The organism is Hydrogenovibrio sp. (genome assembly GCF_049975065.1).
Taxonomy (GTDB): Bacteria; Pseudomonadota; Gammaproteobacteria; order Thiomicrospirales; family Thiomicrospiraceae; genus Hydrogenovibrio.
Genome location: NZ_JBNGDN010000064.1, coordinates 1 through 12003, shown reverse-complemented (window position 1 = coordinate 12003; position 12003 = coordinate 1). Strand labels below are relative to the sequence as shown.

Genomic DNA, 12003 nt, shown 5'->3' with positions numbered 1-12003 from the left:
GCTAAGCTGATTCGGTTGAATGCCGCATTCTGCAAAAAAGTTGCAGTTTGCAAAGAGAGCGGGGGTCTTGTGCGTGTAATTGGCGTGTAATTGAAAATGGCCGACTTGTCGGCCATTTTTTTGTGACAACCGGTATTGCTGGCGTTTTTATTCTTGTTCGATAAACGCGGCGGCGCTGTCGGCGAGGTCTTCGGCGAAGAAGTCGCGGAAGAAGTGGTCGGCACCGTCGATAATGGTGACGGTGACTTGTTCGTTACTGACGCCGTTCATTTTCTCTTCCAGATCGGCGACAACATCATCGGCGGAACCGATCACCACCAGCGTGGGCTTTTTGGCGTCTTTCAGCAAGGTGGGCGTGTCCATGCGCGGTTCATTTTTGTAGTAACTCACAACGGCGTTGGCGGTGGCAGAAGTGTCTTTACAGTAAATGAAGTTGATGTTTTTGATCAGCGTATCGCCTTTGCCTTCCGCGACTAATTTTTTGGCCTTGGCTAAAATCGGCTCAATGTCTTGCCCGTATTTTTTCTGGTAGCCGGCTTTTTCGGCGTCATAATTCCAAGTGGCCGGGGCGATTAAAATCACGCCTTTGACCGCTGGATCATCTTGCTCCACACTGAACCAGGCGGTTTGGTTGCCGCCGCGAGAGTGCCCCATCAAGGTGATGTCGTGTGCCCCTTGTTTTTTCAGCCACGTCAGCCAGAAGCCGATTTCGTCCATGGCGTCTTCATGTTGATGACGGTGTGGGGTTGGGCAGTCGTATTCACCGCTGCGGTCGCTGATGCCGAGGCTTAGGTTAATTGAAAGTGAGCTGATGCCGCGCTCGGCCAACAGGTTTTGAATGTTGGTGTAGGTGCTGCGCTGGGCGTGGGTGAGGGTGCCGTGGGTGAGCAGTACCATTTTGTCCTGATAGCTTTTGCCGTCCGCCATCACCAGATAGGCATTGAGCGTTTGGCCGTTCATTTTCTGTTGGATTTTCTGGCTGTCGCCCGCTTGGACACCGAGCGCGAGCAAGCCGAGCGTCAGGCCGAAAAACAGGCGCTTAATGGGGTTTAAAAAAGTGTATTTCATGGTGTTAACTCTTTGTTGTGGTTGAAAGCGTATAACTCGAATCTTTCTGTAAGGCTTGTAAGCCCTTTAAAAACGCAGTGATGGCTTGAATTCGCCTAGCGATAAGTATGGCGAATTTCAGTGAAAATGAATGGAAAGATAATCAATCCCTTGGTGAGCCGAGTGCACTCTCTTGTTCAGACTAAGTTATTTGAACCTGTTCGTTTAGTTGGCGTTTTTGGTATTCGTGCGTTAAGTTTTGGTAAATTCGAAGCAGTTGATCTTTTGATTGAAAAACGGTGTTTAAGGTGTGCGCCATAAGCTGAGGGTTGTCATCGTATTCATGTGAAATGGCGTTACGAATTTCTCTGAGCGTTTGCCATTGCTCAACCGATTCAATTAGATTTAATTTTTCGAGTTTATTCAAAATGTCAATAAACGGCAGCCCCTCGGTTTCTTCCTCTAGGTAGTTAAGCAATGTTTTGAAAAGTCTTTGCCCAATTGCATCTTGCAATTTGGCATATCGGAAAAGGAATTGGTCAATGTGCTCAATATCGTCTTCCGTCAGGTTTTGATAGCTTTGTGCATTCAGCGGCAATTTGTTGGCGATTTTATGGTATGCACTGTTGATACGTTTTTGATGTTTATCGCATTCTGTAATGTATTTGTCGATTTTGAGCTTGTTTATATTTTGCACAATAAGACTCCGTGATGCTCAACTTCTTGTTGAAGTTCTTTTGGGGCAAACATGGACAGTACGGCATCAATTTTTTGCTCGCCAATTTGTTGCTTTAACGCGACAAGAAACGCTATTTTTTTTTCAAAAGCATCTGGCGTGTGTTGTGTCGGGTGCAGATACAAATCAATATCGCCGCCCTTTTTCTGATCAAAGACTCGGCTGCCAAATAGCATGACTTCGCCTTGCCCAAATACTTTGGCAAAGGTAGCTTGAATCGCTTCTACTTGCTGCTCTGTCAGTCGCATATCAATCCTTTGGCCGCAAAGCTCGATTTTTGATTTTATCAAGATTGTTTTGTTTTCACCACTGGCAGCCTGTCGGAATCAAGTCAATCGGCTGCAAAAATCTGAGTATCTCGGTTTACACCTGCGGGCAGTGAGTTCTTCGTTGCTCATGTCAAAGCGCTGTTTGCAGGCCTGGTCAAATCCGCGTTTTGTTCGCTGCCGACTTCAAACGGCAGTCCAGCGGCTTTCCATTCCGGAAACCCTTCGGCGAGTCGCCAGGCTTGGTGACCGGCTTGTTGCAACTGGGTCACCATACGGTGCGAATAAACGCAATAAGGGCCGCGGCAATAGGCCACTATGGGCGTGCCCTGCAATTGTGACACCTTTTCGAGTGTTTCGTCCATGTTTTCCGGCAGCACATGAATGGCGCCTTTGATATGACCTTGTTGGTATTCTTTGGCTGGGCGCACGTCCAAAAGCACGGGGGGGGTGTGCTTGAGTTGTTCGGCGAGTGCTTGGCTGGTGATGACCGGGGTTTTGTGTTGATCCGGTAGCAGGGTTTTGACCAGGCCTGGGACTTCGCCGAGGTGAGTTTCCGCGGTTTGTCGCAGATGCTGTACCAGTTGCACCACGTCGGAACCGGCCAGTTGATAACAACGTTGCTGACCCTGTTGGCGAACACTGACCAGGCCTGCCTGCCGCAATTGTTGCAGGTGTCGGGAGGTGTTGGCGATGCTGAGGCTGCAGAGCTGCGCCAGCTCGTCCACGCTGCGTTCGGCCTGAGCGAGGTAGTCCAGCATCTCGATGCGTTGCGGTGAGGCAAGACTGCGGCCGATGCGCGCCAGCTGTTCGAACAGTTGCTTTTTCATGGTTGTTTCATAATGTGGCACGGATTTTATGGCAGATTGCAACCTTGGGCTGAATGTGCGTTTGCGGTGTCAATAAAACGTTATCTTATCGAAAAATTTTGTGTCGTGTAAAGTAATTTTAATATTCAATTGAATGATTGAATATTTTGTATGTCAGCGTATAATGATTGATTCAGTTTAACCCGAGCCTTAAACTTTGTTTTAATTCTGTCTACTATTTTTCTGCTGCCGTTAGACGCTTTTAAGGAATATTTTTATGACCTCTCAGGCCGACTTTTCTCTTCTAAAAACTCACTTGCAAAACGTCATTGTCGGGCAGGAATCGCTGCTGGAACGGATGATGATTTCATTGCTGACGGGCGGACATTTGCTGTTGGAGGGGCCGCCAGGCCTGGCAAAAACCACGGCGGTGAAAACCTTGTCCGATGCGGTGAAGGCGACCTTTCAGCGGATTCAGTTTACCCCGGATTTGATGCCTGGAGATGTGATGGGGTCGGATATACTCGACCCGCAAACCGGGCAGTTGAGTTTTGTGAAGGGGCCGGTGTTTAATGAGATTCTGCTGGCGGACGAAATCAATCGTGCGCCCCCAAAGGTGCAGTCGGCGTTGCTGGAAGCCATGGCGGAAAAGCAGGTGACGGCGGGCGGTGTAACGCGACCCTTGCCGGAGTTGTTTATTGTCATGGCGACGCAGAACCCGCTGGAACAGAGCGGCACCTATCCCTTGCCCGAAGCGCAATTGGATCGGTTTATGTTGCATGTGGTGCTGGATTATCCGGATGAGGCGGAGGAGCTGGAAATCTTGCGGCGTGATCGCGCCCATCATTTTGGTGAAGACAAGGAAACTCTTGCTGCCTTTTTAACGCCGGATAAGGTGCTGGCGGCACGGCATCAGATTTCGGAGCAGTATGTTTCCGAAGCCGTGGAGAAATACATGGTGGCTTTGGTGGGGGCAACTCGGCGATTGGCGCAGTGGGATGAAACGATGGCGGAGGTTTTGGAAATCGGTGCGTCACCGCGTGCCACCTTGTCGTTGCTGCACGCCGCCAGTGCGAAAGCCTGGTTGGATGAGCGGGATTTTGTTACCCCGGATGATGCCATCGCTCTGTTGCCGGACGTATTGCGCCACCGAATTCGTGTCAGCTTTGCCGGTCGCGCCCAGCAGTGGACGGAGGACGCGGTGATCGAGCGCATTATTGAATTGGTGCCGGTGCCTGTGGTTTCCGAAGAGCGTTGAGGTGGGATGCGTTTGGGCAAATTGATTTCAATGGCGAGCTGGCGAGGTTTAATGCGATCGTGGGTGGCCAGGTCGAGTGGCTTTTGGGGTGGTCGTTTGGGCAGTTCCGTTGTGACGGCACCGATTCTGTCGGCGACGGACATTCATGCTTTGGCCGATGAGGTGTCTGTGCTGAAAAGTCGCTTGGCCTTGAACCCAAAGGCCAGTGAAGCGCGAAAGCAGGGCGAACAAGCCAGCCGCTACTTGGGTTCCGGCATGGAGTATGAAGAAAGTCGTGCCTATCAAATGGGGGATGATGTGCGTCATCTGAATTGGCGTTTAATGGCGCGCACAGGTCAGGCGCATACGAAATTATTTCAAGAGGAGCGTCAAGAGAGCTGGACGTTGATTGTGGATCAACGCCAAGCGATGCGTTTTGGCACGCAAACGCGACTCAAAGTGACTCAGGCAGCGCGAGCGGCCGGTCTGTTTGCTTGGTGGGCGCAACAGGCTGGGCGACCCTTGGAAGGCGTGGCCATGTCGGAAACGGTGCGCCATTCACCGACGTTTGAAGGGCGCAGCAGCTTTGAGCATTTTATGGAATTTGTGTCGGTGCCTTGTCCGCCGAAAACGGGGGAAGCGGTTCGGGTGGAGTCGCGTTTGTCGGATGAGTTGCTGGCGTGTCTGAACCGGTTGCAACCGGGGGCACGCTTGGTTATTTTGAGCGATTTTGCCGACTTGGATGCGGCGGCGGTGCGGCTGCTGGCGGCTTTGAGCGAGCGGGTGATGGTGCAGGCGGTGTTGCTGGAAGATCCGGCGGAAAGGCGGCTTCCGGCTTTGTCGGGTTTGCGGTTGCAGTCATTGAGCGGTGGCGCGACTCAGAGTGCTTTTTCGGCGGCGCAACGTCAGCAGTACCAAGCTTGGGCGGAAAGCTATTTTGCGGAAAAATTGCACACTTTGGCCAGTGTCGGCGTCTGGGCGACGTCTTTATCCACCGGAGCGAGCTTGCAGTCGTTGATTGCAGGGTTGGAAACAAGGGGTGGCTATGGACGCTGATGTGTTGCAAGCGGCGCAAAATACGCTGCTCGACATAGAAGTTCCCGCCGAACCGGGGGTGGACTGGTGGGGGCTTTTGATGATGTTTGGTTGGGGGCTGGTCGGCCTTTTGATATGGCTGTTGTTGGTTTGGCTGATGTGGCATTTTGGGCGGCGCTGGCGGTTGCGTTGGGCGTTGCATAAGGTCGTCCGTGGTTTGCGGACAGCCGACGATTCAGGTGATTCAGGCGATTCTGCCGTTTCCAAGAGTGAACCGGCCAAGCGGTGTCAAGCTGAGTTGAACCGGCTGTGTCATCTCTTTCAAACGGCGGTGCGGCACCGATTGTTGCCGCCGCCGTCCGTCTCAGCGCTGAAACCGACAATTGACCAGGCCTGCTTCAGTGAAAACGGTGTTTCACGTGAAACGCTTCTGAAAATGGCGCAGACGTTTCGCCGTGATTTAATCGCATCAACCCCTTCGTTTGGCTCGGTTTTGCTTTGCGGTTGGCGTAATGGGTTCGAAACGGTTCGAGCATCGCTTCGAGCCTGGCGCGCGCGCTTGAAACCCTCAGCGCCGAACTCTAAAAATGCGGCCGATAAGCCACAGCCTTCGAGAGAGTCTTGATGATGAACGGTGTGAATGAGCTGATTGAAGTGTGGCGACAGTGGCCATCAGTGGTGTTTCAAACGCCGGAAGCCTTTGCTTTGTGGGGACTGGTTGCGGTGTTGTGGGCTTGGCATTATTGGCGGCCTGCGCCGTCGGATTGGGAGCAGGCGGTGTCGGCGCAGTCGCTGGTGTTTCGGCACACTTTAATTGATCGGTTGGGCGGCGCGACGCCGAAAATGCCGACTTTTAAGGCCGCTCGCCTTGTCATGGGTGCATTGCGTTGGCTGCTGCTGGCGACGGTGATTACCGCCTTGGCGCAGCCGGTGCAACGCATTCCTTTGCCGCCGGAGCCGCAAACAAAAACCGTGCGGGACATAGTGTTTGTGGTGGAGGCTTCGGTGAGCATGGTGCTGGAGGATTATGAGTTGAATGGCGAGCCGACCAGTCGCATTGCCGCCATCAAACAGGTTTTGGATCAATTCATTTCCGGTTTGGCGGGTAATCGTTTTGGGGTGATTGTGTATGCCGACGAGGCCTATACCTTGATGCCTTTGACGTCGGATGGCACCACGGCGCGATTGATGCTCAAGCGACTGGAACCCTATTTGGCCGGGCGCACCGATGAGGGGGAAGGCGCGGCTTTGGGCTTGGCCTTGCAACAGGTGGCGCAGGGCACCGAGTCCACTGAAAATCGGGTGGTGGTGTTGATTTCGGATGGTTCCACCCGTGACAGTCGTCTGCCCATTGCCGAGGCGATTCATTATGCCCAAGGATTGAATGTGCCGATTTACACGGTGGGCATTGGGTCTCAATCCGAAGACGCCGATCAGCGTGCATTCAGCGGTCTTTTGTATGAACCTTTGGAGTCCGAGTCGCTCAAGCGGATCGCCACGGAAACCGGCGGGCGTTATCATCAGGTCGGTAGCGGAGCGGATTTGCAACAGGTGTTGCAGGCGATTGATCAAGCCGAAGGCGTGGCCGTTGAAGTGCCGAGCCCCTTATTTGCCGACAAGGCGCTGTATCCGTATCTGCTGGGGCTGGCACTGAGTGTGTTCGGCGTGTATCTGGTTTTGCTGCAGTGGCTGGCGCGTCGTTTGCAGGAGGCGAATGGATGACGATTTGGGATTGGCAATGGCGTGAGGCGGCCGTTCTGTGGTGGTTAGTGGTGCCTTTTGTGTGGGGACTTTGGGTCTTCTGGCGGCGTAGACAACAACAGGCGGCGTATGCCGACCCTCATTTGATGCCATGGGTGAAGGCGTCGGGCGAGTCGGCGGCCAGCGTGGCGCAATCGTCGTCTTTGACCAGGCCTGGTGGTTTTGCGACACGTCTGTTTGCAATGGGTGTGAATGGGCTGCAGCGATTGTTCCGCCCAGCGGTGCTTTTGACCTTGGCCTGGATGGCGCTGGTGGTGGCCTTGGCGGGACCGAGAAGTTTGGTGCCTACCCCCGAGGCTTCCAGCCGCGCTGGGGTGGATGTGCTGGTGGCGCTGGATGCCTCGCGTTCCATGTTGGCGCAGGATGTCAAACCGAACCGCTTTTTGCAAGCGCGCGCGTTGGTGGCGTCTTTGGCAAAGCGCCTGGAACCGGATGATCGTTTGGGGTTAATGGTGTTTGCCGGTCGGCCGCATCTGGTGTCGCCTTTGTCGTTTGATCGCGATTTATTTGAACATTATCTGGCGTTGGTGCGCCCTGGGATTCTGCCAACACGCGGGTCTGAGGTGGCGGACGCGCTGGCATTTGGCTTGAAGCATTTGCAGCAGACGGCTGGCTCGGCACGGATTCTGTTGCTGTTTACCAATGGAAAGACACCGGATGAGACCTTGCAGGCACCGTCTGAAACGGTGGAAAAGGCACTGAAAAAAGCGGTGGACTGGGCGAAGCAGACCAACACGCAAGTGGTGTTGGTGGGGGTGGGGTCGAGTGTGCCGACACCGATTCCGACCCTGGAGCACCCCAGCGGAACCCTGTATGTGCATGGAAAGCAGGTGCGCACACAGTTGCAGACGGCGGAGTTAAAGCGTCTGGCGGCGGAATTTAACGGTGATTTTAGGGTGGCTGAGGCATCGGCGGATTTTCTGGATGGCTTGTTGGCTCAGATTGCGCAGCAGGCGGGAGAGCGTTCTTTAATGCGTACCCAACCGCAATGGCAAGATCATGCTAGGCCGTTTATAGTGGTGGCTTTGGCGGCGTTGCTGTTGAGTTTTTATCCGTTGTCTTGGCGGCGGAAATCCGCACGAAACCAGCGAAAAGCGGCAGGCGCGAATGCGACTCGTATGGTATTCATTTTAGTGGTGGGGGCAATGAGTTGGAGTCTGTGGCCGAGTCACCAGGCCTGGGCAAACGATGAGGCTGGCTTGACGCGAGTCGGTTTGGCGCAGCAGGCTTATGACGCTTTGGTGTCTGAGGCTTATGATCGCGCTCAGCAGCTTTACATTGAACTGGGCGGTTATGATGGGCTGTTTGGTGCCGGAGCCGCGGCCTATCGCAATGAGGATTATGAGTCGTCCGTGGCGTATTTTCGTGAGGCGGCGATCCTTGGCTGGACACCGACGCAGCGGGCGCAGGCGTTGTTTAATCTGGGCAATAGTTTTTATCAAGCGGGACTATTGGCCTTGGCCATAGAGTCTTACGAACAGGCGCTGGCGTATCAACCGGATTACGATAACGCCAAGCATAATCTGGCGCTGGCCAAGCGTGCCCAGCCCACACCGCGCGGCGAACAACAGCAGGACGAAGACGGCGAAGGTCAGGGGGAAGGCCAGAGCAGTCGGGATGCGGACGGGGCTTTTTACGGGGGGCAGAAGCCGAACCAGGATGAGGTGGGTGAAGGGGCTTCCGGCGATGCGCCGGAAGGCGAAAAAGACGGCCGAGAATTTGTGTTGCCGGAGTCGCCGGAAGAAGTGGATTTTTCATTGCAACCGGCGCAGCCGATTCGTCTTGGCGATACGGCCAATGCGATTTTAGATCAGCAGCAACGGGTGCGACGTATTGAAGCCTTTGAGCAGGAGATGCAGGCGGTGGACGATCAGCAATCACGATTGTTGCAAACCTTGTTTGAACGGGAAGAAGGGTTTCAGGCCACTCAGGACGAACCGCACGCGCTGCCGGGAGTGAAGCCATGGTAATGGGTTGCAACAGACGTTTGGCGAGCCTTTTGCTGTGCTGGGTTTCGGCGATGCTATGGATGTTACCAGGCCTGGCCTTTTCCGACAGCCGGATGCATCCGAAAACGGTGGTGTTGGGTAACCCGGTGACTTGGGTGCTCAGTGGTGAGCAGGTGGACAAGGCATTTGCAGCGTTGGATTTAAGCGCGATCGAGCGGCATTTTGCGGTTCGAGTTGTGGAGACAGGATCCAGTCGGATGAGGGTGAAATTGTACCCGTATCAGGTCGGTGAATTTTCGCTGCCGTCGATGACATCCAAGGGGGTGAACGTTGAGGCTGTGACGATTCAAGTCACGGAAAATCCGGCGGTTAAAATTGAATGGCAGCCGCCGCCGGAAGGGGTGTATCCACATCAGGTGGTGTATTGGCGAGCTAGGGTGTCCACTGAGAAAGCTTCGATGCGGGCGGTTTATTTGTCGGGTGAAGCGCCGTTGGATGGTCGTTATCAATGGTTGGATGCGCCAGTGGCGGAGTCGGTCAACACTGTGTTTGGTCATGACACAGAGTTGACTTATGCGTTGCGTTTCGACACGGCTGGAAAACAGTCGGTGCCGTCTCCGGCCATTCGGGTGGATGTGTCGGCGTATCGCCATGAGTTGTTTTTTGCACCACCGGCTTCGGTGGCCGTCAAGCCGCTGCCGTCTTATCTTCCGGCGGTGTTGCCGATGGAGGCGGTGAGTTTGCAGGCGGCGTTTAACCCTTTTTGGGTGGTGGCGGGGGATCTTTACCATTGGCACTGGTCTTTGGAGGGGCAGGGGGTGCCGCTGTCGCAGTGGCCGAATTTAACCGCGCAATTGGCGGATTCGCAAGGTGTTGAATGGCTGTTGCCGAATGTCGAGCGTGCAGAAACGATGACTCTTTCTGGGTTGCGCAGTGAGGTGCGTGTGGATCAACCCTTGCGGATTCTGGCAATGGGGTGGGTGCGTTTACCGCCTTTGCGAGTGACCTATTTTAACCCCGAAACCGGACGCTTAGAGGATGTGCAGGTGCCGTCGCAATCGGTTATTTCGGTGCCGAGAGCGGTGTTTTTTCTGATTCAAGTCTTGGCGGCAGGCCTGGTTATTTTAATGTTGTGGCTGGGTGGCTATTTTTTACGGCAAATTTGGGCGCTTGGACACTTGCGCTGGCGTTTACAACGGTGCGATTCTGTGGAAGGTGTCTGGTTCGCGCTTCAGGCCTGGTTGAAGTCGCAACCCGGTGCGGTTTTCTCCGATTCTTTTTCGCCACAACCTTTGTCGCCATCAAGTCTTTCACGTCAGAGTATCGGACAATGGCGGGCGGCGGTTGCGTCGGGGTATGGTCGGCGTGAATCCTGCGTGTCATTGGAAGAGTTGGTCAAATGTTTGAATCGGCATGTTTATGCGCTGCCGCCGTCCGCTGATTTTGACGTTGTGCGGCAGGCGGCGCAGCGTTGGGCGAGAGAGCAGCCATGGATGCGGTGGCCGCGCTGGCCGTTGCGGTTGGGCTTAAATCGTCGGGGTTAAATGTGGTAAAACGTGGTTAAACGGGTTTGTTCGGGTCGTCCGCTTCAACGTTTTTAAGAGCCGTGAAGGTGTGGCGGGCTTTTTTAACAGCGATCAGGAGGGCGTAAATCAGCGTTACCCAAATAATCACCAGGCCGGCATAGGCCAGCCCAGTGGAAAAGGTGTTTTCACGCACCCAACTGGGCAGCATCAGCGCGATGCCGAGCAGCCAGCCGAAAAAAATGGTTTTGACGGCGACGCGAATAATGCCGTTGCGCAGCAAGCGCTTGTGTTCGGGTGAGCCGATTTCCATTGAAAGTCCTTTAGTATCGGGCTGGTCGTAGAAATCGACCAGGCCTGGTTAAAACGGGTTGAACAGTGTGGGATGATGCGTTGACTTGGCTAGAAGGCCGCTGTTTGCACAATCACTGAACAGTTTACAATACGGATTGCGCCCAGTTTAGGAAACTGCGCAAATCCATCGCACCCGCTTGACGAGCCACCTCCTGTCCGCCTTTAAAAATGGCGAGAGTTGGGATGGAGCGGATGTTGAATTGAGCGGCCACCTGTTGTTCGATTTCGGTATTGATTTTCACCAGGCGTGCGCTTGGTTCCAGTTGTGATGCGGCTTGGCTGAAAATCGGGGCAAACATTTTACACGGGCCGCACCAGGGCGCCCAGAAATCCACAATCAGCGGTTGGTCGGTTTTCTGTATGGCGCGCAAGAATTGCTGACCGTTCATTTCAACCGGCTGGCCAGTAAACAAAGGCGATTTGCATTTTCCGCAGGTCGGTGTCTGGCCGAGTTTGTCATCTGGAATGCGATTGAGACCGCCGCAATGAGGGCACATAATAATCATGGTTCATGCTCCTTATAACCCGAATATTTAACTAAATAAGGCCTGGCGGGCGGTATTCAAGATGGAAGAGGTTATTTTAACCATTCCGGTTTCGGGCTTTCGCGTCTGCCGGCTTCGAAGCCTTCATTGACAAAGCCGTGAAGGGTGAGATCATGGCTGTGAATCAATTCAACGAGCTTTGGGTCATCAGCCGTGAGCTCGGCTTCCACGCCATTTTCTAACGTGCGGTACACCATTTTAATGTGGTCTTTATATTCAAATAAGGCAGCAAACAGAGGATCCCATGAACGAATGGCGCGTCCCATCCCAAAGCGCTTTTCCATGCCTTCAACGTGGGCGATCAGCACGGTGACCAGTTCGGGGTCGTCGCTGGTGGTGCGAGCGACAATGCCGTTTTCCAGTGTGCGTGTTTCTCGTTTCAGCGCTTGATGGTTTTCCAGTAATTTCGAAAATAAGGCTTGATCCCTGCGGTGCTGTTCATCACTGCCGTGGCCGTGACGATACGGTTTTCCGTTGACGGTTTTCGTTGGGGCGTTCATAGGCATGTTTCCTGGGCATGTGTTCTGACAGAGAGGATAAATGAAATTTAACCTTGAATTCAAGAACCAAAAAAAAGCGCGATAGGGTCAGTATCGCGCTTTCATCTGAGGAGCAGATTCTTCAAGCTGAGGAGACCTTTTAGAATCATTAATTTTGGGGTTTTAAGGGTAAAACCAACTTAATGTCTTCCGTTTCATTAAGCTTGAGTTAAGTGTAAGGTTTTGCCGAAATCGGGTCAAT

At 53.7% G+C, this 12003-nt stretch carries 13 protein-coding genes; 6 read left to right on the top strand and 7 right to left on the bottom strand.

Annotated features, from left to right (window positions below; genetic code table 11):
- Positions 1–147 precede the first annotated feature (147 nt).
- The 4 genes from ACP5D0_RS07925 to ACP5D0_RS07910 form a co-directional block, all read right to left on the bottom strand.
- Positions 148–1068 (bottom strand): alpha/beta hydrolase, encoded by a 921-nt coding sequence (locus ACP5D0_RS07925; protein ID WP_472365128.1) that lies wholly within the window; start codon positions 1066–1068, stop codon positions 148–150.
- A 181-nt stretch (positions 1069–1249) separates the two neighbouring features.
- The gene (locus tag ACP5D0_RS07920) at positions 1250–1744 is read right to left on the bottom strand and encodes a hypothetical protein (protein WP_472365127.1); all 495 of its coding nucleotides are present in this window, start codon (positions 1742–1744) and stop codon (positions 1250–1252) included.
- Positions 1732–2031: a hypothetical protein gene (locus ACP5D0_RS07915; RefSeq protein ID WP_472365126.1), complete on the bottom strand. Its 300-nt coding sequence runs from the start codon at positions 2029–2031 to the stop codon at positions 1732–1734. The genes ACP5D0_RS07920 and ACP5D0_RS07915 overlap by 13 nt, the downstream gene beginning before the upstream one ends.
- Positions 2032–2177: 146 nt before the next feature.
- A complete protein-coding gene (locus tag ACP5D0_RS07910) occupies positions 2178–2879 on the bottom strand; it encodes an ArsR/SmtB family transcription factor (protein WP_472365125.1) in 702 nt (233 codons plus the stop codon).
- 256 nt (positions 2880–3135) lie between these two features.
- Here ACP5D0_RS07910 and ACP5D0_RS07905 point away from each other — a divergent pair, with 256 nt between their 5' ends.
- From ACP5D0_RS07905 to ACP5D0_RS07880, 6 genes are all read left to right on the top strand, one after another.
- A complete protein-coding gene (locus ACP5D0_RS07905) occupies positions 3136–4116 on the top strand; it encodes an AAA family ATPase (RefSeq protein WP_472365124.1) in 981 nt (326 codons plus the stop codon).
- Positions 4117–4212: 96 nt separating this feature from the next.
- On the top strand, positions 4213–5151 hold the full coding sequence (locus tag ACP5D0_RS07900; protein WP_472365123.1) for a DUF58 domain-containing protein: 939 nt from the start codon (positions 4213–4215) through the stop codon (positions 5149–5151).
- A complete protein-coding gene (locus tag ACP5D0_RS07895; protein ID WP_472365122.1) occupies positions 5141–5755 on the top strand; it encodes a hypothetical protein in 615 nt (204 codons plus the stop codon). The genes ACP5D0_RS07900 and ACP5D0_RS07895 overlap by 11 nt, the downstream gene beginning before the upstream one ends.
- The gene (locus ACP5D0_RS07890) at positions 5755–6852 is read left to right on the top strand and encodes a vWA domain-containing protein (protein WP_472365121.1); all 1098 of its coding nucleotides are present in this window, start codon (positions 5755–5757) and stop codon (positions 6850–6852) included. The genes ACP5D0_RS07895 and ACP5D0_RS07890 overlap by 1 nt, the downstream gene beginning before the upstream one ends.
- Positions 6849–8861, top strand: coding sequence for a VWA domain-containing protein (locus ACP5D0_RS07885; RefSeq protein WP_472365120.1), 2013 nt, complete (start codon positions 6849–6851; stop codon positions 8859–8861). The genes ACP5D0_RS07890 and ACP5D0_RS07885 overlap by 4 nt, the downstream gene beginning before the upstream one ends.
- Before the next feature lie 50 nt (positions 8862–8911).
- Positions 8912–10384, top strand: coding sequence for a hypothetical protein (locus tag ACP5D0_RS07880; protein ID WP_472365119.1), 1473 nt, complete (start codon positions 8912–8914; stop codon positions 10382–10384).
- 16 nt (positions 10385–10400) lie between these two features.
- Here ACP5D0_RS07880 and ACP5D0_RS07875 read toward each other — a convergent pair whose 3' ends face one another.
- The 3 genes from ACP5D0_RS07875 to ACP5D0_RS07865 all read right to left on the bottom strand — a co-directional run bounded on the left by ACP5D0_RS07875 (position 10401) and on the right by ACP5D0_RS07865 (position 11762).
- Positions 10401–10676 carry a hypothetical protein gene (locus ACP5D0_RS07875; RefSeq protein ID WP_472365118.1) on the bottom strand — a complete coding sequence of 92 codons (276 nt, stop codon included), beginning with the start codon at positions 10674–10676 and terminating at the stop codon, positions 10401–10403.
- 124 nt (positions 10677–10800) lie between these two features.
- Positions 10801–11223, bottom strand: a complete 423-nt coding sequence (trxC, locus tag ACP5D0_RS07870) for a thioredoxin TrxC (RefSeq protein WP_472365117.1) — start codon at positions 11221–11223, stop codon at positions 10801–10803.
- Between the two features lie 71 nt (positions 11224–11294).
- A complete protein-coding gene (locus ACP5D0_RS07865; protein ID WP_472365116.1) occupies positions 11295–11762 on the bottom strand; it encodes a hypothetical protein in 468 nt (155 codons plus the stop codon).
- Positions 11763–12003: the final 241 nt, after the last annotated feature.

Excerpts from the sequence above, each read along its gene's own strand:
- ACP5D0_RS07880 (WP_472365119.1), top strand. The coding sequence starts at position 8,912 with ATGCTATGGATGTTACCAGGCCTGGCCTTTTCCGACAGCCGGATGCAT.
- ACP5D0_RS07875 (WP_472365118.1), bottom strand. The coding sequence starts at position 10,676 with ATGGAAATCGGCTCACCCGAACACAAGCGCTTGCTGCGCAACGGCATT.
- ACP5D0_RS07905 (WP_472365124.1), top strand. The coding sequence starts at position 3,136 with ATGACCTCTCAGGCCGACTTTTCTCTTCTAAAAACTCACTTGCAAAAC.
- ACP5D0_RS07915 (WP_472365126.1), bottom strand. The coding sequence starts at position 2,031 with ATGCGACTGACAGAGCAGCAAGTAGAAGCGATTCAAGCTACCTTTGCC.
- ACP5D0_RS07925 (WP_472365128.1), bottom strand. The coding sequence starts at position 1,068 with ATGAAATACACTTTTTTAAACCCCATTAAGCGCCTGTTTTTCGGCCTG.
- ACP5D0_RS07895 (WP_472365122.1), top strand. The coding sequence starts at position 5,141 with ATGGACGCTGATGTGTTGCAAGCGGCGCAAAATACGCTGCTCGACATA.
- ACP5D0_RS07890 (WP_472365121.1), top strand. The coding sequence starts at position 5,755 with ATGATGAACGGTGTGAATGAGCTGATTGAAGTGTGGCGACAGTGGCCA.
- ACP5D0_RS07885 (WP_472365120.1), top strand. The coding sequence starts at position 6,849 with ATGACGATTTGGGATTGGCAATGGCGTGAGGCGGCCGTTCTGTGGTGG.
- ACP5D0_RS07865 (WP_472365116.1), bottom strand. The coding sequence starts at position 11,762 with ATGAACGCCCCAACGAAAACCGTCAACGGAAAACCGTATCGTCACGGC.
- ACP5D0_RS07910 (WP_472365125.1), bottom strand. The coding sequence starts at position 2,879 with ATGAAAAAGCAACTGTTCGAACAGCTGGCGCGCATCGGCCGCAGTCTT.
- trxC (WP_472365117.1), bottom strand. The coding sequence starts at position 11,223 with ATGATTATTATGTGCCCTCATTGCGGCGGTCTCAATCGCATTCCAGAT.